The 24,444-nt window shown below is 68.0% G+C and carries 20 protein-coding genes, 1 tRNA gene and 1 pseudogene; 14 read left to right on the forward strand and 8 right to left on the reverse strand.

Features of this window, described 5'->3' with window-relative positions; all coding sequences use genetic code 11:
- Positions 1-183 precede the first annotated feature (183 nt).
- Positions 184-1,677: a hypothetical protein gene (locus OHT76_RS22985; protein WP_328872737.1), complete on the forward strand. Its 1,494-nt coding sequence runs from the start codon at positions 184-186 to the stop codon at positions 1,675-1,677.
- Between the two features lie 351 nt (positions 1,678-2,028).
- On the opposite strand, the gene OHT76_RS22990 is transcribed toward OHT76_RS22985, so the two are convergent.
- A tRNA-Gly gene (locus OHT76_RS22990) sits at positions 2,029-2,102 on the reverse strand.
- A gap of 506 nt (positions 2,103-2,608) precedes the next feature.
- Between OHT76_RS22990 and dcd the strand changes: the two genes are divergently transcribed.
- Entirely contained in the window at positions 2,609-3,184 is a 576-nt protein-coding gene (dcd, locus tag OHT76_RS22995) for a dCTP deaminase (RefSeq protein ID WP_328872738.1), read from the forward strand.
- A 2-nt stretch (positions 3,185-3,186) separates the two neighbouring features.
- On the forward strand, positions 3,187-3,684 hold the full coding sequence (locus OHT76_RS23000; protein WP_328872739.1) for a phosphoribosyltransferase: 498 nt from the start codon (positions 3,187-3,189) through the stop codon (positions 3,682-3,684).
- A gap of 65 nt (positions 3,685-3,749) precedes the next feature.
- Here the strand turns inward: OHT76_RS23000 and OHT76_RS23005 are convergent, their stop codons facing one another.
- The 4 genes from OHT76_RS23005 to OHT76_RS23020 all read right to left on the reverse strand — a co-directional run bounded on the left by OHT76_RS23005 (position 3,750) and on the right by OHT76_RS23020 (position 9,137).
- Positions 3,750-4,748 (reverse strand): Yip1 family protein, encoded by a 999-nt coding sequence (locus tag OHT76_RS23005; protein ID WP_328872740.1) that lies wholly within the window; start codon positions 4,746-4,748, stop codon positions 3,750-3,752.
- Positions 4,749-4,817: 69 nt separating this feature from the next.
- Positions 4,818-6,152 carry an FG-GAP and VCBS repeat-containing protein gene (locus OHT76_RS23010; RefSeq protein WP_328872741.1) on the reverse strand — a complete coding sequence of 445 codons (1,335 nt, stop codon included), beginning with the start codon at positions 6,150-6,152 and terminating at the stop codon, positions 4,818-4,820.
- Positions 6,153-6,181: 29 nt separating this feature from the next.
- The gene (locus OHT76_RS23015) at positions 6,182-7,603 is read right to left on the reverse strand and encodes an FG-GAP-like repeat-containing protein (RefSeq protein ID WP_328872742.1); all 1,422 of its coding nucleotides are present in this window, start codon (positions 7,601-7,603) and stop codon (positions 6,182-6,184) included.
- Between the two features lie 61 nt (positions 7,604-7,664).
- Positions 7,665-9,137 (reverse strand): VCBS repeat-containing protein, encoded by a 1,473-nt coding sequence (locus OHT76_RS23020; protein ID WP_328872743.1) that lies wholly within the window; start codon positions 9,135-9,137, stop codon positions 7,665-7,667.
- A gap of 277 nt (positions 9,138-9,414) precedes the next feature.
- On the opposite strand from OHT76_RS23020, the gene OHT76_RS23025 reads away from it, so the two are divergent.
- Positions 9,415-9,750 (forward strand): SCO4225 family membrane protein, encoded by a 336-nt coding sequence (locus OHT76_RS23025; RefSeq protein WP_328872744.1) that lies wholly within the window; start codon positions 9,415-9,417, stop codon positions 9,748-9,750.
- A gap of 23 nt (positions 9,751-9,773) precedes the next feature.
- The gene (locus OHT76_RS23030) at positions 9,774-10,127 is read left to right on the forward strand and encodes an SCO4225 family membrane protein (protein ID WP_328872745.1); all 354 of its coding nucleotides are present in this window, start codon (positions 9,774-9,776) and stop codon (positions 10,125-10,127) included.
- Here OHT76_RS23030 and OHT76_RS23035 read toward each other — a convergent pair.
- Entirely contained in the window at positions 10,121-10,405 is a 285-nt protein-coding gene (locus tag OHT76_RS23035; protein ID WP_328872746.1) for a zinc-ribbon domain-containing protein, read from the reverse strand. The two genes, OHT76_RS23030 and OHT76_RS23035, sit on opposite strands and share 7 nt — an antisense overlap.
- Before the next feature lie 94 nt (positions 10,406-10,499).
- Positions 10,500-12,767 carry a (Fe-S)-binding protein gene (locus OHT76_RS23040; RefSeq protein WP_328872747.1) on the reverse strand — a complete coding sequence of 756 codons (2,268 nt, stop codon included), beginning with the start codon at positions 12,765-12,767 and terminating at the stop codon, positions 10,500-10,502.
- A 203-nt stretch (positions 12,768-12,970) separates the two neighbouring features.
- Between OHT76_RS23040 and OHT76_RS23045 the strand changes: the two genes are divergently transcribed.
- From OHT76_RS23045 to OHT76_RS23065, 5 genes are all read left to right on the forward strand, one after another.
- A complete protein-coding gene (locus OHT76_RS23045; RefSeq protein ID WP_328872748.1) occupies positions 12,971-13,990 on the forward strand; it encodes an MraY family glycosyltransferase in 1,020 nt (339 codons plus the stop codon).
- Positions 13,991-14,084: 94 nt separating this feature from the next.
- Positions 14,085-15,935: a molecular chaperone DnaK gene (gene dnaK / locus OHT76_RS23050; RefSeq protein WP_328872749.1), complete on the forward strand. Its 1,851-nt coding sequence runs from the start codon at positions 14,085-14,087 to the stop codon at positions 15,933-15,935.
- Complete coding sequence (gene grpE, locus OHT76_RS23055; RefSeq protein WP_328872750.1) at positions 15,932-16,576, forward strand: nucleotide exchange factor GrpE; 645 nt, start codon at positions 15,932-15,934, stop codon at positions 16,574-16,576. Before dnaK ends, grpE begins: the two co-directional genes overlap by 4 nt.
- Positions 16,577-16,600: 24 nt before the next feature.
- Positions 16,601-17,782 carry a molecular chaperone DnaJ gene (gene dnaJ / locus OHT76_RS23060; RefSeq protein ID WP_328872751.1) on the forward strand — a complete coding sequence of 394 codons (1,182 nt, stop codon included), beginning with the start codon at positions 16,601-16,603 and terminating at the stop codon, positions 17,780-17,782.
- Positions 17,783-17,788: 6 nt separating this feature from the next.
- A complete protein-coding gene (locus OHT76_RS23065; protein ID WP_328872752.1) occupies positions 17,789-18,235 on the forward strand; it encodes a heat shock protein transcriptional repressor HspR in 447 nt (148 codons plus the stop codon).
- A 629-nt stretch (positions 18,236-18,864) separates the two neighbouring features.
- Here the strand turns inward: OHT76_RS23065 and OHT76_RS44165 are convergent.
- Positions 18,865-19,696 (reverse strand): annotated as a pseudogene (locus tag OHT76_RS44165) (PA14 domain-containing protein); the annotation flags it as partial.
- 251 nt (positions 19,697-19,947) lie between these two features.
- Between OHT76_RS44165 and OHT76_RS23075 the strand changes: the two are divergent.
- The 4 genes from OHT76_RS23075 to OHT76_RS23090 all read left to right on the forward strand — a co-directional run bounded on the left by OHT76_RS23075 (position 19,948) and on the right by OHT76_RS23090 (position 24,434).
- On the forward strand, positions 19,948-21,054 hold the full coding sequence (locus OHT76_RS23075; RefSeq protein ID WP_328872753.1) for a sugar ABC transporter substrate-binding protein: 1,107 nt from the start codon (positions 19,948-19,950) through the stop codon (positions 21,052-21,054).
- Between the two features lie 173 nt (positions 21,055-21,227).
- Complete coding sequence (locus OHT76_RS23080) at positions 21,228-22,760, forward strand: glycosyltransferase family 39 protein (protein ID WP_328876601.1); 1,533 nt, start codon at positions 21,228-21,230, stop codon at positions 22,758-22,760.
- 222 nt (positions 22,761-22,982) lie between these two features.
- On the forward strand, positions 22,983-23,387 hold the full coding sequence (locus OHT76_RS23085; protein WP_328872754.1) for a hypothetical protein: 405 nt from the start codon (positions 22,983-22,985) through the stop codon (positions 23,385-23,387).
- 21 nt (positions 23,388-23,408) lie between these two features.
- On the forward strand, positions 23,409-24,434 hold the full coding sequence (locus OHT76_RS23090; protein ID WP_328872755.1) for a hypothetical protein: 1,026 nt from the start codon (positions 23,409-23,411) through the stop codon (positions 24,432-24,434).
- Positions 24,435-24,444: the final 10 nt, after the last annotated feature.

Here is a 24,444-nt window from a genome sequence, read left to right on the forward strand (position 1 = left end):
GACCGCTCTGCGACGCCTCAGAATCGAACGGCAATATCGCTCGCCGTAACGGCTTCCCGTGATCGCTGCCAGAGCCCGAATAAGCCGCCGTAGCCATCCCCAGCATCAGATTGCACCGGGCTGTGGCCTGGGCGCCGCGAAACCCCTGAGACAAAGCCGCACCTGATCGGTCACGCTTGGCGCGTGGCTGCATTTCTCTACGACCGACTGGTCACGGATCACGAGTACGTACAGCGAGTCCGGCAGCAGCGCCCCAGTGCCCTGCTGCCTGTGATTGCTGCGGCTTCGGCACGCTGGCATGACGCCACTTGGTGGAACAGCCCCTACCGTAAGTACACACCCTGGGCCTTGGCCGATATCGCCCGCGTCAGCCTCACCTACGGCAATGAATACCGCGGGGACGGTGGTTGCACCGAAAATGATCTACTGAGCATGCTTGCCGCCTACGCAGCGCTGACAGATCCCATGGTCCGCGACAAGGGCAGTTTCGACTCTGTCTCCGGCTGGCTGCTTCGTGTCTCGGGCGAGCAGTTCACATTCCAGGAATCGGGGTTCAGCGATCTGGCTCGCACGGCGGCCCTGTTCGATCAGACATCGCCTGCCCGTACCCCAACCTGCCTTGTCGACGGTTGGGACGAGGAACTCCTCGGCTGCTCCCTGTCGGACTACGTGGGTGTTGCCCAGCTCCTACACGTGGCAGCGCAACACAACGCAGGCCGCTTCGATCTGGCATGGCTCAGGCAGCCCCAGATGGAGAAGGTCTGTTCCGTCATCCCCGCTGACACCATCCGCGAGGTCACCGAGCGCCATTTCGTCACCGACCAGAAGGCATTCCGGGCCGAGAACGAGGCACGCAGGCTGAGCCGAGACCCTCACTTGCGCCGTTTCGAGTACAACCCGCTGCGGGGTCACCCGTTCCTGTCCGGCTTCGGACCCGGCTGTCTCGCTCCCTCAACCCACCTTGTCGCTCCCAAGGGCAGTCCTCTGGGCCTGTACTACCTGGGCATAGCCCACTTTGGGAATGCCTTCGCTCAAGAGCTCGGAGACCTCTTCGAGCAATACGTCGGTCGCCAACTGCGCCAGCTGCCTGACGCGGCAGTGCACCCCGAGATCATCTATCGCGACGAGCGCCGCAGTGTCGACTGGATCGTGATCTTCGACGACCTCATCCTGCTCGTCGAAGTGAAGTCAACACGCCCCACCCAACAGCTACGCCTCGGCGTATTGGACAGAACCAACACCGCCCTGCGTCAGCTCCAGCACGCCCACCAGCAGGTCGCGACCACCGCAGCCCTGATCACCAGCAGGCACCCGAGTTTCACCCACATACCCGCGGACCGGCCCGTACACGGCTTGGTCGTGACCATGGAGCCCTTCCACACCGCCAATGCGCCCTTCCAGCGTGAGGGGCACCCGGATACAGATACGTTTGTCACCGTCTGCAGCGCCTCGGAACTCGAACACCTCGTCACCCTGCACGACACGTCGGTAAGCCGGCTTCTCCGTGAGCGACAGGCAGACCCCCTCCAGTCCACGTACTCCCTCAGTACGGCTCTCACCGGCGAGAACCTCGGCCGCAACCTGATCCTGGACGCAGGTTGGGACAGCTACCCGTGGAAGCGGCACGCCGATCTCGGTGAGACCGACGCGGCATCACCTGGCGCAGCAGCCGGGTAAGGGACGTTTCATGTCAGTGGCGCGACGCCTTCTGCCGTGTGCGGGGGCGCTGGCTTCAGGCGATTGGCATAGGGAGGCGGGCATCTGGCTGCTTCAGGCCGAGCAGTGAACTGCCACCTGCAAGTCGCCCTTTGCATACGTGACTTGAACGCCATTTGCCGGTGCGTGACACGGGTCACGCGAAATGCGCCTCATTATTTGAGACCTCAGAGGGTTGAGTTGCTCAAAGTGACGCCCGAGCGCCCCTGAGAAGGCCGCTTGACCTCGACTTAGGGCACGCAGAGGGCACGCCGCCCTCAAATTGGTCTAGACAATAAACAAACCCCAGGCCGCTGACCTGGGGTTTCATCGTGGAGCGGGTGACGAGAATCGAACTCGCGCTCTCAGCTTGGGAAGCTGATGTTCTACCATTAAACTACACCCGCGTAAGACGCCGACCGGAGTCGGTGTCGAATGCTCGCTCACTGTACCTCATGGCAGACCCCCGGTGCTCAGGCCGCGGGGTCTGACGGTGTTTCAGGGGTGGGATGCGGCTGCGGGGGGCCGGAGTTGGGGCGTACGGTGGAGGGGTGGGAGAGGGTCCGGGTGGGACCGGAGTGCCGCCTGGAGAGCCGTCCCTTTCATCCCGTAATGTGGCCTTTCGTCGCCCGGCGGGCAGTAGCCGGGTGCGGCTCTTGGGGAAGGGACTCAGAGGACTTGATGGAGCGCACCGTCGTCCGATGTGCCGATGGGCACGTGTTCAGCACCGCTTCGTTCCCGATGCAGCAGGCCGAGCGGCTCGGTCCCGGACGCCTCGTCCGGTGTCCGCGCTGTGCCCGGCTTCGCAGCGTCGTTCCGGTGGCCTTGCAAAAGCGGTAGCCGCAGAGCGTTGCCGCAGGCGCGCGGACCCGTCCGATTCGGTCGGTCCGCGCGCCTTGCGTATCCTCGGGACGTGCTTCTCTCAGACAAGGACATCCGGGCCGAGATCGACGCCGGACGGGTACGGATCGATCCCTACGACGAATCCATGGTGCAGCCGTCCAGCATCGACGTACGGCTCGACCGGTATTTCCGGGTGTTCGAGAATCACCGGTACCCCCATATCGACCCCTCCGTCGAGCAGGCCGACCTCACGCGGCTCGTGGAGCCGGAGGGTGATGAGCCGTTCATCCTCCACCCCGGGGAGTTCGTCCTCGCCTCCACCTACGAGGTCATCTCCCTGCCCGATGATCTTGCCTCGCGGCTCGAGGGCAAGTCCTCCCTCGGGCGGCTCGGGCTCGTCACCCACTCCACCGCCGGGTTCATCGACCCCGGCTTCTCGGGGCACGTCACCCTGGAGCTCTCCAACCTCGCCACGCTCCCCATCAAGCTCTGGCCCGGCATGAAGATCGGGCAGCTGTGCATGTTCCGGCTCAGCTCGCCCGCCGAGTCCCCCTACGGCAGCGAGCGGTACGGATCCCGGTACCAGGGGCAGCGCGGACCGACCGCCTCCCGGTCCTTCCTCAACTTCCATCGGACCCAGGTGTGAGCATGAGTGACATACGGGAGAACCTCACCTACGAGGCGTTCGGCGCCGCCGTCCGCGAGCTCGCCCAGACCATCGCCGACGACGGATACGAGCCCGACATCGTGCTCTCCATCGCGCGCGGGGGCGTCTTCGTCGCCGGCGGGCTTGCCTACGCCCTCGACTGCAAGAACATCCACCTGGTGAATGTGGAGTTCTACACGGGCGTGGGGACGACCTTGGAAATGCCCGTCATGCTCGCCCCCGTCCCCAACGCCATCGACTTCTCCGACAAGAAGATCCTGATCACCGACGACGTCGCCGACACCGGCAAGACGCTCAAGCTGGTGCACGACTTCTGCCTCGACCACGTCGCCGAGGTGCGCTCCGCCGTCATCTACGAGAAGTCCCACTCCCTCGTGAAGTGCGAGTACGTGTGGAAGCGGACGGACGAGTGGATCAACTTCCCGTGGTCCGTCGAACCGCCCGTGATCCGGCGTACCGGCCAGGTTCTCGACGCCTAGAGAAGCGCAGAAACAAAAACAGGGGCTCCCGGCGTGCGACGCCTGGAGCCCCTTTCCGTTTGCCTCTAGAACGTGCCCAGCTTCACGATCGACAGCAGTGCCACCAGCTGGATCGCCGACGCGCCCAGGGCCTTCGGCCACGGCAGGTCGTGGGAGCGGCTGACCATGATCGTCAGGAGGGCGCCCGCCGCCACCCAGGTCGCCCAGCCGAGGAGCTGGACGAAGGTCGCGTCGCCGCCCAGGAACATGGCTACGACGAGGCGGGGCGCGTCCGTCAGGGACATGATCAGCATCGACAGGCCCACCGTGGGCTGCCAGGCGCCGTCGCCGCCGAGCTGGCGGGCCAGGGTGTGGGTGACCACGCCCAGGATGAAGGAGGAGAGGACCATCGCGATCGCCGTGGTCAGGACGATCGGGACCGCGTTCGACAGGGTCGCGTTGATCGCGTCCTCTCGGGCGCCGTCGAAGCCGAACACCGCGAGCAGGCCGTAGAGGAACGTCACGATCAGGGCGGGGCCCCACATCGCGTAGTCCCGCATCTGGAGGAAGGTCCTGGCGGGGGACAGGACGATGCCCCTCAGGAGGTCCTTCCAGTGCAGACGGGGGCCGACGGGGGCCGCCGGGGCCGCGCCCGCGTGGTAGGTCTGGCCCTGGTTGTAGGGGTCCTCGTGGACGGAGAAGGCCTGGGTGTGGCCAGGGTTGTTCGCCGCGTACGGGTCCGGGGCCGGCGGGTGGTGCGCGCCGTCGCCGAAGTACTCCGGCTCGCCATGACCGCCGTAGCCGCCGCCCTGTCCCTGCCCGCCGTAGCCGCCGCCATGGCCGCCGTAGCCATTGCTCTGACCGCCGTAGCCGCCGTTGTACGGCTGCTGCGGCGGCGGGGGATAGCCCTGCGACGGCCCCTGCTGCCCGTAGGGAGGTTGTTGCGGGCGCGCTTGCGGGGTCCGGTTGTCCCGGCCGCCGCGTCCGATCCTGAATCCAGCCACGTCATCGAACGTACCTGGTCCCGGAGAGTGACGTGCCGGGCCCGGCGGTCCGGGCCCGGCTTTGCTGCCGAGCTGTGACATCCCTTAGGGGGGATGTCAGGGACAGTCGGGTCAACCCCCGAGTTCAGCCCGCGAATTCAGTCCGCGAATTCAGTCCGCGAAGGACCCGCCGAACTCCGGCAGGACGAACGCGCCGGTCGCCGTCGGTGTCCCCGAGGCGCCGCGCAGGACCAGCGACGTGTTGGCCGCGCCCACGCCCAGGTCCGCCTTGCCGTCCTTGGTCAGGTCGCGCAGGCGCACGGTGTAGCCGAAGGACAGGTACGAGTCCGCGGGACCGGTCACCGTCTGCGGGATCCAGGCCGAGCGCAGGCCCGACAGGCCGCCGGAGCCGCCGCGGAAGAGGTGCACGCCGCCCTGGTCCTCATTGCCGCTGACGTCCTCGTGCGGGACGCCGACCGCGAGGTCCGCGTAGCCGTCGCCGTTCACGTCGCCCGCCGAGACGGCGTAGCCGAAGTTGTCGTCCGCCTCCGGGCTGCCGGAGACGCCGGAGCTGGCCTGGTTGTAGGTGTGCGAGCCGCTCGGGCCCGAGGCGGTGCCGCGCCAGACGAGGAGCGAGCCCTTGCCGTCGTTGGAGTCGGGCCGACCGAAGGCGATGTCGCCGTAGCCGTTCTTGTCGAAGTCGCCGATCGCGGCGTTCGTGGCGGTGACCGTCTTGGACGCGCCCGACGTCAGGCCGGACGAGGCGCCCTTGAGGAACCAGGCGCGCGGGACCGGCTGGTTGTCGATGAACTGCTCGCCGAGGATGACGAGGTCGGTCTTGCCGTCGCCGTTGACCTTGCCGGCCGCGAGGCCGTACGAGTACCAGCCCGCGCCCTCCTTGTCGATCTTGCTGACGCTGCCGGTCGTACCGGACTTGGTGAAGCCGCCGCGGTACAGCCAGGTCTCCATGCTGCCGATCACCGCGAGGTCGGGCGAGCCGTCCCCGGTGAAGTCGCCGGTGGCGATGTCGGTGCCGAAGTGGCCCTGGGCGCCGGTCCTCGGCTTGAGGTCGGTGCCGCCGGAGAGGCCGGAGGCGGAGCCCCAGACGATGGTCACCGAGCCGCGGTACTGCTGGGTGCCCACGTGCTCGGTGGGGTTGCCGACGACCAGGTCCGCGTAGCCGTCCTTGTTGAGGTCGGCGCTGGCGAGGGAGGCGCCGAACTGGTCGTCCTCCTCGTCCGAGCCGGGGATGCCGGCGGTGTCCTGGTGGATGGCCTTCGGGTGCGCGGTGTCGAGGCCGCTCGCGGTGCCGTAGACGACGGTGACGGTGCCGCCGCTCTGGCCGATGCCGTTGTAGCCGCCGTACGCCAGGTCGCGGTAGCCGTCGCCGTTGAAGTCGTCGTAGTGCTTGGCGACCGCCGCCGAGGCCGGGGCGGAGAGGAGCAGCGGGGTGACGCCGGTCGCGAGGAGCGTGGCGGCGAGGGCCGCGGCGGTGCGTCGGGACATGGCGGGGGTCTCCTGACGGGGTCGGTGGGTCACTTGGCGAGGTCCCAGCCGAAGGTGGCGCTCCCCTTGAGGGAGGCGCCGGCGGCGGTGAGGGACTTGGCGCCGGTGGTGGTCAGGCCGGAGGCGGTGCCGCGCAGGTAGGTGATGGAGCCGTTGCTGTTCTCGTAGCCCGCGCCGGTGACCAGGTCGGCCTTGCCGGTCTTGTCGAGGTCGAGCAGGCGCACGGACATGCCGAAGGCGTCGCCGCTCTCGGCGGTGCCGGGCACGCCCGCGGTGTTCTGGCTGTACGACTTGGCGCCGGTCGTCTTCAGGCCCGTGGCCGAGCCGAACAGGACGGTCACCGAGCCGGCGTCGCGCGCCGAGCCGATGTCCTCGCCCCAGGCGCCGACGACGACATCGGCGAACTTGTCGCCGTTGATGTCGCCGACGTCGACCGCGGAGCCGAACAGGTCGGCCTCCTCGTCGGCGCCGGGCACACCCGGGGTGTCCTGGTGGATGACGGTGGGCGTCTGCTGCGGGTCGGGGCCGTTCGGGCCGCCGTACCAGACGGTGATACGGCCGCCCTTGAGGCTGTGCGGGCCCGCGTAGTCGCCGAGGACGAGGTCGCCGTAGCCGTCGCCGTTGATGTCGCCGGTCGCGCCGAGGTCGCCGTCGGCGCCCGGCAGGCCGGTCATGGCGTACTCGGACTCGGGGTGGTCCGCGTCGTTGAGGGGGTCGTAGTGGAAGTAGCGGATGTCCCCGCCCAGGTCCCCGTCGTGCGCGAACGGGTACACGCGCTCGGCCGCCCCGTCGCCGGTCAGGTCGCCCGCGATGACCTCGTACGTCGTGCCCAGCTCGTAGACGCCGGTGTGGCCGACCGGGGTGCCGGTGCGGGTGAAGGGGCCGTTGAAGAGGTGGGTGTGGGTCTGGCCGGTGGCGGTGACGTCCGTGTCGCCGTCACCGTCGAAGTCGCCGGTGGCGATGCCACGGGAGTAGCCGCCCCACTCGGCGAGTTCCTCCGCCGAGGGCTGCGGCAGGGCCGAGCCGCCGGTCAGGCCGGACGCGCCGCCCCAGATGACGGTGGCACTGCCGACGCCCTGCCGGTCGCCGATGCTCTCGAACTCGGCGCCCACGACCAGGTCGGCGTAACCGTCGGCGTTCAGGTCACCGGCGGCGAGGCTCGCGCCGAAACGGTCGTCGGACTCGGCGGTGCCGGGGACGCCGGTGGAGTTCTGGGTGATCACGGCCTTCTTGGTCCCCGGCACCCCGGAGGCCGAGCCGTACAGCACGACGACGGCCCCGGCACCGCTCGCGGAGCCGACGTCGGCGCCCATCGCGCCGATGGCGATGTCCCGGTAGCCATCACCGTTGAAGTCGCTCGCGAGCCCCGAGGGCGCGGCGACGGCGGGCGTGGCGGGCAGGGCGGTGAGCACGCCGGTGGTGAGGGCGGCGGCGATCACGAGAGTGCGCAAGACGTGACTCCAGTAGGGGGCCCGCACGCACGGTGCGGGCCCAAGGCGGTTCTACGGTTGATCAGTCGGCGAAGTTCGCGCCGAAGTACGGCGCGCCGGTCGTCGAGACGCCCGAGGTGCCCGGCGTGATGGTGCGGGAGCCGGCGGTGGTGATCTTCGTGCCGTTGGACGGCAGGTAGGTGACGGCGCCGTCGAAGGCGTTCTCGCCCGAGCCGACGACCAGGTCGGCGCGGCCGTCGCCGGTGAGGTCGTCGAGCTTGACGTCCGTACCGAAGTAGTCGTCGTCCTCGTCGGTGCCGGGCACGCCCGCGGTGCTCTGGGCGAAGGACTGGGCGCCGGAGGAGGTGTTCAGGCCGCTCGCGGTGCCGTAGAGGACGGTGACGGCGCCGGTGTTCACGGCCTCACCGATGTTCTCGCCCGCGACGCCGATCGCGAGGTCGAGGAAGCCGTCGCCGTTGATGTCGCCGAGGTCGAGCTCGTAGCCGAACCAGTCGTTGCCCTCGGCCGTGCCGGGCACGTTGCCGCTGTCCTGGGTGATGCCGGTGGCCGTGCCGGGACCGTCGACCGTGCCGTACGTCACCCAGACCTTGCCGCCCTTGCCGGAGTCCGGGAAGGGGGTGCCGTCGCTGGTGGTGGTGTTCCAGTAGGCGCCGCTGACGATGTCGCCGAAGCCGTCGCCGTCGATGTCGCCGATGGCGGTGATCACGCCGGGCTTGAGGGTTTTGATGTTGGCCGTGGCCAGGCCGCTGGAGGACCCGGGGAGGTAGTAGTTGCGGTTCCAGCCGTACTCGGTCTGGGTCTCGAAGCCGTCGACGACCAGGTCGGTGCGGCCGTCGCCGCTGACGTCGCCGGCGGTCAGGTTCAGCGGGCCGCCCGCGTCCGAGCCCATGATCGGGGGCTTGACGGTGTAGCGGCCGCCCGCGGTGCCGGTGCCGGAGAAGCCGCCCTTGAAGACGTGGACGGTGGCGGAGTTGGTGCCGACGGCCAGATCGGCCTTGCCGTCGCCGTCGAAGTCACCGGCGGCGAGGTTCTCGCCCCAGCGGTCGTGCGAGGAGGGGGCCGGGTCGGCGACGGTGACGCCCTTGCCGGTGATCCCGGAGGCCGAGCCCCACAGGATGGCCAGGGCGCCGCCGTCGGTGTCGCCGCTGACGTCCTCGCCGGCCGAGCCGACGGCGATGTCGTCGTAGCCGTCGCCGTTGAAGTCGGCGTAGGCGGTGTCGTAGCCGAAGCCGTCACCGGTCTCGGCGGTGCCCGGGGTACCGGTGGTGTTCTGGCTGATGGTGGCGCGCTTGGCGGAGGAGACGCCGGAGGCGGAACCGTAGAGGACCACGAGCTGGCCGGCGTCCTTCTTGCCGTTCACGTACGCGCCGTGGGCGGAGAAGGCGACATCCCCGATGCCGTCGCCGTTGAAGTCGGCCTTGGCGACGGCGGTGGAGTCCGCGGCCGTCGCGGTGGTGGCCGTGAGGGTGAGCAGACCGCCCGTCAGAGCGGCGGCGGTGGCCGTCGCGAGGGCGAGTCGCAGCGTCTGGTGCATGCGGGTTCTCCTGCTGCATGCGGGGATGCCTGGCGGGGCATCCGCAGTCAATGGGGGTGCGACCGGTCGCGTTCTCCGGGAGTTGTCCCGGGATTCGCGTCTCGGTCGGCGATCAAGAGACCCGCACTGATGCCCAAGGGTTGTACGTGAGTTCGGTAAATTTTTGAACCACCTGTGCCCCAGCCGTGCAGCGCTGTTGAGTACGCGTACTCATGTCCGCCCGCGCCCGTCGGTCCACTGTGGAGACCCACCGACCCATGGACTCAGGGGACCCGCGATGCCGAAGGACTCCAGCCCGCGCCGACTGCTTGCGCTCGCCACGGACAACTGGCCCGCCCGGGGCTACTTGACGCTCTTCACGGCCTCCGTGGGCGCCGCCTTCGCCGCCCCGGACAGCATCCTCGCCTCGGCCCATCTGCTGCTCACGGCGCCCCTGTCCACCATGGCGATCGCCCTCCCCGTCGGCCCCGGCATCGAGGGCGGCGGAGCGGCCCAGGTGGTCGCCGTCGCCTTCTCGGCCGTATGGCTGCTGCTGTGCGCGCTGGTGAACGCGGCCGCGCTCGGCGCCCTCACCCACCACGTCCGCGACAGCCGCGCCGCGCGGCACGCGTGAACCACCCAAGGAAGGACAGCAACATGGAGCGTTCCGCACGCCCTCGCCGACGGAGCATCCGGGCCCTGCTGGAGCCCGCGACGGACAACTGGCTCTCGCGCGGCTACCTCGCGGTGGTCGCGGCGGCGGTGGGGTTCTTCCTCTACGCCGTCTACATCGCGCCGGACCCTGGTTTCGCCGGGATCTGGCCGTTCCTGGCCACGGCCCCGCTCGGCGGCCTGGCCTTTCTGCTGACGCTGCCCGTCGAGTCGGTCGAGTGGCTGAGCCCGCTCGTCTACTCCGCCGGAGCGGCCGCGGCCGGCCTGGTCAACGCCGCGCTGCTGGGCCTGCTCGCCCGCAGCCTGCGCACCCCGAAGCCGCGCCCGGCGACTTACTGATACGGCTGCTGCTGCGGCTGCCCGTAAGGCTGCGCGGCGCCCCCGGTGGCCTGTGCCTGGAGCTGCTCGGCCTGTTCGCTCGTCACCTTCTGCTCGGCACCGCAGAAGGTGCACTGCGTCGAGTACTTCGTCGAGAACGGGAACAGCGGCACGAAGAACAGCGTGAACTTGGTGACCCGCTTGCGCAGGGTGTGCGCGGCGGGGTTCCCGCACTGCGCGCAGATCAGGGTGAGTATCGCCAGCTGGTACAGATAGCCCTTGGTGCCGAAGATGATCATCTTTCGGTGCCTTCCGGTCGGTTCCTGTCCCCACAGTGACAGACGCCCCCCACCCGATCGGGCAGGGGGCGTCTGTTCGGTCGTACCGCGACTGTTACTTCACCGGCTCCGGCTTCGGCTCGCTCTCCGCCTCCGCGGCGCCCTCCGGGTCGACCGGGGTCTTCACGGACTCCAGCAGGAGCTGGGCGACGTCGACGACCTGGATGGACTCCTTGGCCTGGCCGTCGTTCTTCTTGCCGTTGACCGAGTCGGTCAGCATGACCAGGCAGAACGGGCAGGCCGTCGAGACGATGTCGGGGTTGAGGGACAGGGCTTCATCGACGCGCTCGTTGTTGATGCGCTTGCCGATCCGCTCCTCCATCCACATCCGCGCGCCACCGGCGCCGCAGCAGAAGCCGCGCTCCTTGTGGCGGTGCATCTCCTGCTGACGCAGGCCCGGGACGGCGGTCATGATCTCGCGCGGGGGCGTGTAGATCTTGTTGTGGCGGCCCAGGTAGCAGGGGTCGTGGTAGGTGATCAGGCCCTCGACCGGGGTCACCGGGATCAGCTTGCCCTCGTCGATGAGGTGCTGCAGCAGCTGGGTGTGGTGGATGACCTCGTAGTCGCCGCCGAGCTGCGGGTACTCGTTGCCGAGCGTGTTGAGGCAGTGCGGGCAGGTGGCGACGATCTTCTTCGCGGACTGCGGCTTCTTGGTCGCCTCGTCCTCGTCATCTTCTCCGAACGCCATGTTCAGCGCGGCCACGTTCTCCATGCCGAGCTCCTGGAACAGGGGCTCGTTGCCGAGGCGGCGGGCGGAGTCACCCGTGCACTTCTCGTCGCCGCCCATGATCGCGAACTTGACGCCCGCCATGTGCAGCAGCTCCGCGAAGGCCTTCGTGGTCTTCTTGGCCCGGTCCTCCAGGGCGCCGGCACAGCCGACCCAGTACAGGTACTCGACCTCGGAGAGGTCCTCGATGTCCTTGCCGACGACCGGCACCTCGAAGTCGACTTCCTTCGTCCACTCCAGGCGCTGCTTCTTGGCCAGACCCCAGGGGTTGCCCTTCTTCTCCAGGTTCTTGAGCATCGTGCCCGCCTCGGACGGGAACGCGCTCTCGATCATCACCTGGTAGCGGCGCATGTCGACGATGTGGTCGATGTGCTCGATGTCCACCGGGCACTGCTCCACGCAGGCGCCGCAGGTGGTGCAGGACCACAGGACGTCCGGGTCGATGACGCCGTTCTCCTCGACGGTGCCGACGAGCGGACGCTCGGCCTCAGCGAGGGCCGCGGCAGGCACACCGGCCAGCTGCTCCTCGGACGCCTTCTCCTCGCCCTCCATGCTCTTGCCGCCACCCGCGAGCAGGTACGGCGCCTTGGCGTGCGCGTGGTCGCGCAGCGACATGATGAGGAGCTTGGGGGAGAGCGGCTTGCCCGTGTTCCAGGCCGGGCACTGCGACTGGCAGCGGCCGCACTCGGTGCAGGTGGAGAAGTCGAGCAGGCCCTTCCAGGAGAACTGCTCGACCTGGGAGACACCGAAGACGTCGTCCTCGCCGGGGTCGGAGAAGTCGATCGGCTTGCCGGCGGAGGTCATCGGCAGCAGCGCGCCCAGCGAGGTCTCGCCGTTGGCGTTGCGCTTGAACCAGATGTTCGGGAAGCCGAGGAAGCGGTGCCAGGCCACACCCATGTCGGTCTTCAGGGAGACCGTGATCATCCAGATGAAGGAGGCCGCGATCTTCAGACCGGCGAAGAAGTAGGTGAGGTTCTGCAGCGTGGAGAGGTCCAGGCCCTCCAGCGCCGACACCACGGGGTACGAGACGAAGAACGAGGCCTCGTAGCTGTCCACGTGGTGCTGGGCGCCCTCCAGCGCATGCAGCATGAAGATGCAGACGCCGACGACGAGGATGACCGCCTCGACGAAGTACGCCTGGCCCGTGTTGGAGCCCGCGAACCGGGACTTGCGGCCCGCACCGCCCGGCCGCGACAGCTGCCGGATGGCGATCAGGACCAGGATGCCGACGACCGTCATGGTGCCGATGAACTCGACGAAGACGTTGTACGGCGCCCATTCACCGATGATCGGCAGCAGCCAGTCGGCCTGGAATAGCTGGCCGATGGCGTTCACGATCGTCAGCAGCAGCGTGTAGAAGCCGATTGCCACGAACCAGTGCGCGATGCCGACGATGCCCCAGCGGTTCATCCTGGTGTGGCCGAGGAACTCCTTGGCCACGGTGATGGTCCGCAGGACGGGGTCGTTGGTCCGGGCCCCGGCGGGGAGCGGCTGGCCGAGCATCATGAAGCGGACGATCTGCAGGATGGCACGGCCGAACAGGGCGACGCCGACTGCCATGAGGACCATCGACACGATGATCGCGGCGAGTTGCATTTGGGGGCTCCTCGGGCCTGCGAGGTGTTCTTCGAGAGATTCTCGACATTACTAAGCGGTAACTTATGCAGTCGGTCTGAGACTACCCGCATCCTCCGTCGCACTGTAGTCAGCAGTCCGGTGATCTGTGTCGCTGAGGGTTGCCTTAAGAACCGATCGTGTTATTCACGTCAAATTAGTACATACGGCACTAATTTAGTTCCGTGCTCTACGGGATCGCCGCCGCCACCACCGCCCTGCTCCTCTCCGCCGTCCTCACCGCCCTGGTCAGAGGGCCCGCCCTGCACCTGGGGCTCCTGGACAGACGCAGACAACGGCCCCTGCCGCTCGGCGGCGGCGTGGCCGTCGTGCTCGTCACCTGTCTGGTCGCGGCGGCCGGCGACTGGACCGGCGTCGCCCCGCTCGGCTCGGGCATCCCCCGGCTGCTGGTCGCGGCGGCGGCCGTCGCCGCGCTCGGCCTGGTCGCCGACGTACGGCGGGTCAAGGCGCGGTTCCTGGTGGGCGGTACGGCCGTGGCGGCGGCCTGCGCGGTGCCGTACGAGGAGACCGGGGTGCTCGGCGGTCTGGCCGCCGCCGGCTGGATCGTCGGCGTGACGCTCGCCTTCCGGGCGCTCGACCATGCCGACGCGCTCGCCGGGACCGTGGGAGTCGTCACCGCCTTCGGGGTCGGCGTCTGTGCGGCGGCTGAGGTGATGGACGGGCTCGCTGTGCTGCTGAGCGTGCTGGCCGCCGCGCTGACCGGGTTCCTGATGCACAACTGGCATCCCGCGCGCGTGGGACTGGGCGCCTGTGGCTCCCTGTTCGCCGGGTTCGTGCTCGCCTCGGCGGCCGTGCTGACCCGTGCCGGGTACGAAGGGAGCGCCGGCGCGGGGGTGCTGTTCGCCCTCACCGCCGTTGCGAGCGCCGATGTCGTCCTCGTCGTCCTGGCGCGACGGCTCGGTGGCCGTCCGTTGCTGCGGGGCGGTCCCGACCATCTCGCCCATCGGCTCCGGCGGCTCGGGCTCACTCCGCAGGGCGCGACCGTTGTACTCGGCACGGGGGCCTTCGGCGGGGTGCTCGTGGGCGTGCTCGTGCACCTGGGGTGGGTTGCCCGGTCGGGGGCGCTGTGGGTTGCGGGGGGCGCCCTGATCGCCGTACTCCTGCTGCTGAAAGTCAAGCGGCCGGGGCCTCGTCGAACCGCGTCCGTGCAGGTCAGGCCGCAGTTGCGTGTAAGGAACGGATAAGAGTTGAGCCTCACAGACTCAGGTCTGTTGACCCATTTCCCGGCGTCATGCACACTTGAGTCCGTTCCACTCAAGTCAGCTGGAGGAATCAACCATGGCACGTGCGGTCGGCATCGACCTGGGCACGACTAATTCCGTCGTCAGCGTTCTGGAGGGCGGCGAGCCCACCGTCATCACCAACGCCGAGGGCGCCAGGACCACGCCGTCCGTCGTCGCCTTCGCGAAGAACGGTGAGGTGCTCGTCGGCGAGGTGGCCAAGCGCCAGGCGGTCACCAACGTGGACCGGACCATCCGTTCCGTGAAGCGTCACATGGGCACCGACTGGAAGGTCGAGCTCGACGGGAAGCCCTTCAACCCGCAGCAGATGTCCGCGTTCATCCTGCAGAAGCTGAAGCGGGACGCGGAGTCCTACCTGGGCGAGAAGGTGACCGACGCGGTCATCACCGTCCCGGCGTACTTCAACGACTCGGAGCGCCAGGCCACCAAGGAGGCCGGTGAGATCGCCGGTCTGAACGTCCTGCGCATCGTCAACGAGCCGACCGCGGCGGCGCTCGCCTACGGCCTCGACAAGGACGACCAGACGATCCTCGTCTTCGACCTCGGTGGCGGCACCTTCGACGTGTCCCTGCTGGAGATCGGCGACGGCGTCGTCGAGGTGAAGGCCACCAACGGTGACAACCACCTCGGTGGTGACGACTGGGACCAGCGCGTCGTCGACTACCTGGTCAAGCAGTTCGCGTCCGGCCACGGCGTCGACCTCGGCAAGGACAAGATGGCGCTGCAGCGCCTGCGTGAGGCCGCCGAGAAGGCCAAGATCGAGCTGTCCTCCTCCACCGAGACCTCGATCAACCTCCCCTACATCACCGCCTCCGCCGAGGGCCCCCTGCACCTCGACGAGAAGCTGACCCGCGCCCAGTTCCAGCAGCTGACCGCGGACCTGCTGGAGCGCTGCAAGACGCCGTTCCACAACGTCATCAAGGACGCCGGCATCTCCATCAACGAGATCGACCACGTCGTCCTCGTCGGTGGCTCCACCCGTATGCCCGCGGTCGCCGAGCTCGTCAAGGAGCTGACCGGCGGCAAGGACGCCAACAAGGGCGTCAACCCGGACGAGGTCGTCGCCATCGGCGCCGCCCTCCAGGCCGGTGTCCTCAAGGGTGAGGTCAAGGACGTCCTGCTCCTCGACGTGACCCCGCTGTCCCTCGGTATCGAGACCAAGGGCGGCATCATGACCAAGCTGATCGAGCGCAACACCACGATCCCGACGAAGCGCTCCGAGATCTTCACCACGGCCGAGGACAACCAGCCGTCCGTGCAGATCCAGGTCTACCAGGGCGAGCGCGAGATCGCGGCGTACAACAAGAAGCTCGGGATGTTCGAGCTGACCGGTCTGCCGCCGGCCCCGCGTGGCGTCCCGCAGATCGAGGTCGCCTTCGACATCGACGCCAACGGCATCATGCACGTGACCGCGAAGGACCTCGGCACGGGCAAGGAGCAGAAGATGACCGTCACCGGCGGCTCCTCGCTGCCGAAGGACGAGGTCGACCGGATGCGCCAGGAGGCCGAGCAGTACGCGGAGGAGGACCACAAGCGCCGCGAGTCCGCCGAGACCCGCAACCAGGGCGAGCAGCTCGTCTACCAGACCGAGAAGTTCCTCAAGGACAACGAGGACAAGGTCCCGGGCGAGATCAAGACCGAGGTCGAGGCGTCCGTCGAGGAGCTGAAGGCCGCGCTCAAGGGCGAGGACACCGCCGAGATCCGCACCGCCACCGAGAAGGTCGCCGCGGTCTCGCAGAAGCTCGGCCAGGCGATGTACGCCGACGCCCAGGGCGCCCAGGCCGCGGGCGGCCCCGAGGGTGCCACCGACGGTGGTGCCAAGGCCGCAGACGACGATGTCGTCGACGCCGAGATCGTCGACGACGAGCGCAAGGACGGTGCCGCGTGACGGAGGAGACCCCGGGCTTCGAGGAGAAGCCCGACGTCCCCTCCGGCGCCACCCCTGAAGACGCCGAGTCGACGGCCGCCCCCCAGGAGGGGGCGGCCCCGGCCGGGGACGCAGCACAGATCGCTGGTCTGACGGCCCAGCTGGACCAGGTGCGCAAGGCGCTCGAGGAGCGCACCGCGGACCTCCAGCGGCTCCAGGCCGAGTTCCAGAACTACCGCCGCCGTGTGGAGCGGGACCGGATCACGGTGCGGGAGATCGCCATCGCGAACCTCCTGACCGAGCTCCTGCCCGTGCTCGACGACATCGGGCGCGCCCGGGAACACGGCGAACTCGTCGGCGGATTCAAGTCCGTCGCGGAGTCGCTGGAGACCGTCGCGGCGAAGATGGGTCTGCAGCAGTTCGGCAAGGAGGGCGAGCCCTTCGACCCGACGATCCACGAGGCCCTGATGCACTCGTACGCGCCGGACGTCACCGAGACGACCTGCGTCGCGATCCTCCAGCCGGGGTATCGCATCGGCGAGCGCACCATCCGCCCCGCGCGGGTTGCCGTCGCCGAACCGCAGCCCGGCGCGCAGACGGTGAAGGCCGACGAGGCGTCCGAGGCCGGCGAGGAGAAGGACAACGGCCCTGAAGAGGGCTGATCACAGGAAGGAGGGACGTCGAGGATGAGCACCAAGGACTTCATCGAGAAGGACTACTACAAGGTCCTCGGCGTCCCCAAGGACGCCACCGAGGCCGAGATCAAGAAGGCGTACCGGAAACTCGCCCGCGAGTACCACCCGGACGCCAACAAGGGCAACGCCAAGGCCGAGGAGCGCTTCAAGGAGATCTCCGAGGCCAACGACATCCTCGGCGACCCCAAGAAGCGCAAGGAGTACGACGAGGCCCGCACCCTCTTCGGCAACGGCGGCTTCCGCCCGGGGCCGGGCGCGGGCGGCGGCTCCTTCAACTTCGACCTGGGCGACCTCTTCGGAGGCGGCGCCCAGGGCGGCGGTCAGGGCGCCGGCGGCTTCGGCGGCGGGATCGGTGACGTCTTCGGGGGACTGTTCAACCGGGGCAGCTCGGGCACCACCCGGGTGCAGCCCAGGCGCGGCCAGGACATCGACACCGAGGTCACGCTCACCTTCACCGAGGCGATCGAGGGCGCGACCGTGCCGCTGCGGATGTCCTCGCAGTCTCCGTGCAAGGCCTGCTCGGGCACCGGCGACAAGAACGGCAACCCACGGGTCTGCCCGACCTGTGTCGGCACCGGCCAGGTGGCACGGGGCTCCGGCGGAGGTTTCTCCCTCACGGACCCCTGCCCGGACTGCAAGGGCCGCGGTCTGATCGCGGAGCACCCCTGCGAGATCTGCAAGGGCAGCGGCCGCGCGAAGTCGTCGCGGACCATGCAGGTGCGCATCCCGGCGGGCGTCTCCGACAACCAGCGGATCCGGCTGCGCGGCAAGGGCGCACCGGGCGAGCGGGGCGGCCCGGCGGGCGACCTGTACGTCACCGTGCATGTGGACAAGCACCCGGTGTTCGGCCGCAAGGACGACAACCTCACCGTGACCGTCCCCGTGACCTTCGCGGAGGCGGCCCTCGGAGGCGAGGTCCGGGTGCCCACCCTGGGCGGCCCTTCGGTCACCCTCAAGCTGCCGCCCGGCACCCCCAACGGCCGCACCATGCGCGCCCGGGGCAAGGGCGCGGTCCGCAAGGACGGCACCCGCGGGGACCTGCTGGTCACCGTAGAGGTGAGTGTCCCGAAGGACGTGACGGGGAAGGCTCGTGACGCGCTCGAGGCGTATCGCGAGGCGACCGCGGGTGAGGATCCGCGGGCGGAGCTGTTCCAGGCCGCGAAGGGAGCTTGATGCCAGATGGACGGCCGTCGACGCAATCCGTATGAACTGACCGAGGAGACCCCGGTCTACGTCATCTCGGTGGCGGCCCAGCTCTCCGGCCTGCACCCGCAGACGCTGCGCCAGTACGACCGACTGGGCCTGGTGTCTCCGGACCGCACGGCAGGCCGGGGCCGCCGCTACTCGGCCCGCGACATCGAACTGCTGCGTACCGTCCAGCAGTTGTCGCAGGACGAGGGCATCAACCTGGCCGGCATCAAGCGCATCATCGAGCTGGAGAACCAGGTCGCCGCCCTGCAGAACCGGGTCGCGGAACTCCAGTCGGCGCTCGAGGGCGCCGCAGCCACGATGCAGCAGCGGGAGGCGGCAGTACACGCCTCGTACCGCCGCGACCTGGTGCCGTACCAGGAGGTACAGCAGACCAGCGCGCTGGTGGTGTGGCGGCCGAAGAAGGCCAAGGACTGAGCATTTTGGTGAGAAGGGGCCCGGAGAATTCTCCGGGCCCTCTTCGCGTTACGGCGTGGTCAGGTCCAGCTCGGTCGCGATGACGATCTGCGCCTCACCGGTCCACTGGAAGGAGGAGTTCCCGTCGTCGTCGACGGCGTCGACGATGAAGCAGGACTCCTCGCCGTCCGGGACGGTCTGGTACTCGTACGAGGTGGTCTCGGCGCTCACGTGGTAGCCCGGGTAGAGGGAGCACATCCGCTCCTCCTCGTCCCCCCACAGCTCGCCCCGGCGCACCACATAACTCGCGAGGTCCGGGGTCGGGTTGGCGTCCCAGGTCACATGGAAGCCGTACTCGGTCGGCACGACCGTCACCCCGGTCACCGCGGACGGCGGGGTGAGGTCCTTGCGCGTGTCACTGACGGCGGCGGACCGCGCGGACTCGTTGCCGACCGCGTCGAGCGAGGTCACCCGGTAGTAGTAGGTGGCGTCCTCCGCGGCCGAGGTGTCCACGTACGAGCCCTCGGAGGCCGTCCCGACCCGCGTATACGTCCCGTCCTCGCTCGCCGCCCGGTACACGCCGTACGAGGCAGCTCCCTCGACGGCGCTCCAGCCCACCCAGAGCCCGTCCGGCTCGGAAGCGGTGCTCAGCCCACCGGGCACGGCGGGAGCCGTCCGGTCGGCCGTGGTGACGCCCAGGGCGGCCGTCCCCGACGACTCGTTGCCCGCCTTGTCGTACGCGCGGACCGAGTACTCGTAGGCGGCGCCGGTCACCGGGAGGGTGGAGTCGGTGTACGAGGTCGAAGTTGCCGTGGCCAGCGGGGTGGCGGGGTAGGAGCCGCCCTTCGTACGCCGGTAGACCCGATACCCCGCGAGGTCCATCTCCTTGTTCTTCGCCCAGGTCAGCTTGGCCTTGCCGGTGGCCTGGTCGTACGCCACCGAAGCCCCGCTCGGGACCAGGGGCTTGACCGTGTCGACGCTCGCCGAAGTCCTGGGCGCATAGCCGAACTTGACCTTGGCGCTGCCGGTCCAGTTGACGTAGTCGATGCGCAGGGTGTGCTTGCCCTGGGGGATCGTGACGTTGACGGTCTTGGAGACGGTCGTCGAGACGTTCTTCCACAGGTCGATCTTGCGGGCGCCGGGCGTACCGGGGTCCAGATAGACCCGGATCCCGTCCAGACCGGAGGCGCTCAGGGTGAACGGCCCACCGGACCCGAAGTCCCGAGTCACGCTCCAGCGCACCCCGAAGTTGTTGCTCGGCAGCCCTGAAGCCGGGGCACCCGTGCCCCAGTTCTGGTCGATCGTACTGTCGCAGTCCGTCTTCTTCGGGGTGCCGGAGAAGGTGGTGTTTGCGTAGAACGTCCGCTTGAACACCGGCGAGGTGCAGGTGACCGCCGCGGAGGCGGGAGTCGCGACGGCGGCGAGGAGGCCGGCCGCGGTGGTGAGCACGACCCCGGCGGCCGTGCTTCTGGCTGGGTTCATTCGGTCCTCTGAAGCGAAGGGGAGGCTGTCGTGATCACGACTCGCGAGGGCCGGAGTTGGTTGTACGGAGGGGTCGTAACGGGCGTTTGGAGGTGGTTCCGCCATACCTTCACAAGCCAAGCGGAGCGTGGTGTTGCGGACTCGTTAAGTGATTCCGCTTGACGGGGGATGGCGCCGCCGCGTTGGCTTTTCAGTCATCTGGGTCGCAATGCTGCGCCCGCGTCCGGAAGGCACCAGAAGTGAGCTCCCCAATGCGTCGTACCGCCATATGTCTGGCCGCGTCCTCGATGGCCCTCTCGCTCTCCGCTTGCGGAGCCCTGGGAGTGACGGGGGACAGCGCCGACGCGAGTCCGACCAAGGGTGACGACATCACGGTGGGCCTGCTGCTGCCGGAGAAGGCCAACACCCGTTACGACAAGTTCGACCACCCCATCATCCGGGCCAAGGTCGCGGAGCTCACCGACAACAAGGGCGAGGTCGCCTACGCCAACGCCGACGCGAGCGCCGCTACGCAGAGCACCCAGATGCAGAAGATGATCGCCGACCAGGTCGACGTCATCCTGCTGGACGCGGTGGACTCCAAGGCCATCGCGGCCGATGTGGAGAAGGCCAAGGAGGCCGGTATCCCGGTCATCGCCTACGACCGGCTGGCCGAGGGCCCGATCGACGCGTACATCTCCTTCGACAACGAGCTCGTCGGCGAGGTGCAGGGCCGCTCGCTGATCGCCGCGCTCGGCGCCGACATCGACACCTCGACGAAGATCGTCATGATGAACGGCTCGCCCACCGACCCGAACGCCAAGCAGTTCAAGGCGGGCGCGACCTCCGAGCTCAACGGCCAGGTGACGATCGCCAAGTCCTACGACACCAAGGACTGGAAGCCGGAGAACGCCCAGGCCAACATGGCCGAGGCGATCGAGGAGATCGGCGTCAACAACATCGCGGCCGTGTACTCCGCCAACGACGGCATGGCCGGCGGTGTCATCAAGGCCCTGGAGGCCGCGGGCGTCACCGAGCTGCCGCCGATCACCGGCCAGGACGCCGAACTCGACGCCGTGCAGCGGATCGTCACCGGCGAGCAGTACATGAGCGTGTACAAGTCCTACCCGGAGGAGGCCGAGGCCGCCGCCGAGATGGCCGTGGCCAAGGTCCAGGGCCAGGACATCAAGTTCGACTCCCTCACCGCGGACCGCGTCGACAGCCCCACCACCAAGGACATCCCCGCCCAGCTCGTCCCGGTGGTCGCGCTGACCCAGGAGAACATCAAGGACACCGTCATCAATGACGGCATCTACAAGCTCTCCGAGATCTGTGCCGCCAAGTACGAGTCGGCGTGCGAGGAGATCGGGCTCAAGTAGCCACGGCCAGGCGTGCTGGAGGGCTCGGTTCCGTGCAGCTCCCCGGGGCCCTTCGGCGTGGTGCGCCCGGGCCCAAGGGGGGAGCCGAGGTAGATATCGGCCGATACGGGTGCGCGAAACTCACCCCAGGGTGAGTTCCCCCCTCCTGCGTCCGGCGGAACCCTGGTTCCGTGATGACTGCCCAGACCACGCGGCTGCCCGACGACAGGAACGGTCTGCCCCGTGCCAGGCCGCTGCGGCCGCCGTCCGGACGGTCCACTTCCGTCGCGGTGACGCTCATACCGGCGGCAGTGATGCTGGCCCTGGGGGCGTGGCAGCTCGATCGCGGTATGTGGTGGGACGAGATCACCACGTACGAGGCGTCAACGCGCAGCCTCGGTGACCTCTGGCGGCTGCTGCACACGGTAGACGGCGTGCACGGCTTGTACTACCTGCTCATGCATTCGTTCTTACCCCGCGGCGAGGGTGACGCGGTCCTGTTGAGGCTTCCATCGGTTGTTGGCATGGCCCTCGCTGTGGCGGGTACCGCCGCCATCGGCCGCAGGCTCGCGGGACCCGCTGTGGGAGTGCTGGCAGGACTCGTTCTCGCTGTGTCCCCGCTCGCTTCGCACTACGCCCAGGAAGGGCGCTCGTATGCGTTGGTGACAGCGGCCGTTGTGCTGGCCTCTCTGCTCTTCCTGCGTGCGTTGGAGAGGCCGTCGCTCGCGCGATGGGCCGGCTATGTGGCGTTCCTGTTGCTGGCGACGGCCCTACATCTGTTCGCCGTCCTGGTGCTCCTTGCGCATGGGGTCTGTCTCCTCGTGATCCGCTCACCACGGAAGATCGCGTGCCGTTGGATGGCAGCCGCCCTGGTCGTCTCTGCGGTTGTGCTGCCGTATGCGCTGTCCGTACGGCGCCAAGCTGGCCAGGTGAGCAGGCTCGAGCCGCCCACGTGGAAGAACGTCGCAGGGCTTGCCCTTGAGTTCACCGGTCCGGGTGTCGTTGCCGCTATCGCCGTATCGGCGCTGGTGTTTACCGGAATACAGGGCCCGGTAGTAGTGCGCGCATTCGCTCTGACGTGGCTTGTCGTCCCCCCGGGTGCGCTGATGGCGTACTCGTTCGTCCAACCGGCCTATCACCCGCGCTATGTGGTGCACGCGCTCCCTGCGGTGGCGCTGCTCGCTGCGGTCGGTCTGGACGCCGCCGCTCGCGCAGGGGCGGCGATTCTGACCCGGTGCCGGAGCGAAGCGGATACTGGACGGCTGGCCTCCGGCTGCGGGTTCACCCTGGTTGCTTGCCTGCTTGCCCTTCAGATGCCTGGTCAACTAGTGGAGCGCGGCGCAGGTTCCCGTAACGACGACCAGACTGCTGCGGCCCGGCTGATCGGCGCCCACGCCCAACGCGGCGATGCCATGGTCTTCGTGCCTGGGACCAAGCGCGGCGTCGAATACGTCTATCCACGGGATTTCTCAAAAGTCAGCGATGTGCTGCTGATTGAGACGCCCACGGCTTCCGGCACGTTGACCGGGCGCGAGGCCCCCGTCGGCGAGGTGCGCCGACTGCTGATTGTCCATGATCGGATCTGGGCCATTGACCGATCTGGGGTGGCCCCCGACCCCACTCCGGCCGGCAGGGCCAAGGCACGTGTGCTCCGGGACGAATACCGTGTGGTGTGGGCCCAGTCCGTGACCGGTCTGAGGGTCTCCCTCCACGTCCGGAATCGGTGAGCGATTCTCGGTCGTTGGCGCAGCTCCGGGAATCCGAAGTGCCTCTGTGCTTATGGCATTTGAGATCCGGAGGCGCGAACTCTCCCTGGGGTGAGTACCGGCAGGGGTGCGTGATGCGTAGGGTTTCACTTGTCCGAGATCCTTGTCGGTCCAATCCGTGAATTGCAGTCAGATCAGTCTGCGCGATTTTGGATTGACCTACCTGAGGTGAGAGGAATTCGCATGGCACGGAATAATGTCCTGAAGGCGCGCGCGGCCATCGTCGCCGTTGCTGTCGGCGGAGTCATTGTCGTGGGCGGCGGTAGTGCCAGCGCTTACACCAATTACTACGACGCCCTCAACTTCGGCCGGAACGACGGCAACACTGCGTTCTTTTCCGAGAGCGGCGTTGACTGCAACTGGACGAACGACTACTTCACCAGCTTGAAGGTGGTCAACAACGACGTCACCTCGATCGACAGCTACGACAGCCGTCGTGACTACCTCTGGGATGCTGCAGGGGCAAGCGGCTGCACGAACGGGTCGACCACCGGGTGGGGCCTCAGTGTCAGCGCGTGGGCGACCCTTCCCAACCTGAACGACTACGGATTCAACAACAAGGCCGGTGGTCACGACTACGCCGGCTGACGGTTTTAACCGTCAGGTTGGTTGACCGAATGTCTCCTGCCTGTGGTGCGCCAGCCAGTCGGTGCACCACAGGCAGGAGCTGCGCATCGAGGGGATGACGTTCAGGTGCTGAGAAAAGCGGCAACGATGGTTGTTCTTGTGGGCGCCCTTTCCAGCTGTGGCGTGTTGCAGGGTGACGGTGAGGGCGACAAGACCGCGGCACCGCTCACGACGCCGACTGCGGAGCATGAGGTCAGGCTTCCGCTGGAGAGCTACTACCCCACCCCGGAACAGGACGCCCTACTCGACAGGGCACGCGGACAGCTCATTCTTGAATGCATGCGAAGCTTCGGACTGTCGTTCAACCCCGGTGTTCCGGCGACGAGCCAGTCGGATCCTTATCGGACGAATCGTTTCCTGCTCAGTGACGCAGGCCACGCATCGAAGTACGGCTATCATTCCGAGCCGAACGTGTACGCCCGGCAGGAGCGGGCGGAGGAGTCCGCGGAAAAGAACGCGTGGGAGCCCACTCCAGTGGAGAAAATGGTGTTCTCTGGCAGCGGAGCGAATGAATACAAGGGAAAGCGGATACCTCCCGGCGGCTGTCGCCAGAAGGCATTCGGTGCTCTTTCCACGCTGCCGGCCGAAGGAACCGTGAAGGTTGCTCCGTCTCTGGGACCAGTGGCGCCGGACATCTACTTCGTGCAAAGCCTGCGGCATCAGGCGAACAGGCAGACCGAACAGGATTCGCGCGTACTCACCATGGAGGGCTTGTGGAGCTCGTGCATGCAGAAAGCGGGATACCAGTACCGTTCAACCGGGCAGGCCGCCAACGATCCGCGCTGGCAGGTCGGAACGTTTCCGCAACGGGGCGAGATCGAAGTTGCGACAGCTGATGTCAGGTGCAAGAAGGAAGCCAACTATCTCGGCGTCATGCAGCAAGTCACGACCGAATACCAGAACGAACTTGTCGAGAACCACGCAGAAGCGCTGAGCCAGTTCAAGAAGGACTATGACGAACAGCTGAGGCGGGCCACGGATCTCCTGTCCGGAGAGTCAGCGGGCTAGGAAGGTGACG

The organism is Streptomyces sp. NBC_00287 (assembly GCF_036173105.1).
Lineage (GTDB): Bacteria > Actinomycetota > Actinomycetes > Streptomycetales > Streptomycetaceae > Streptomyces.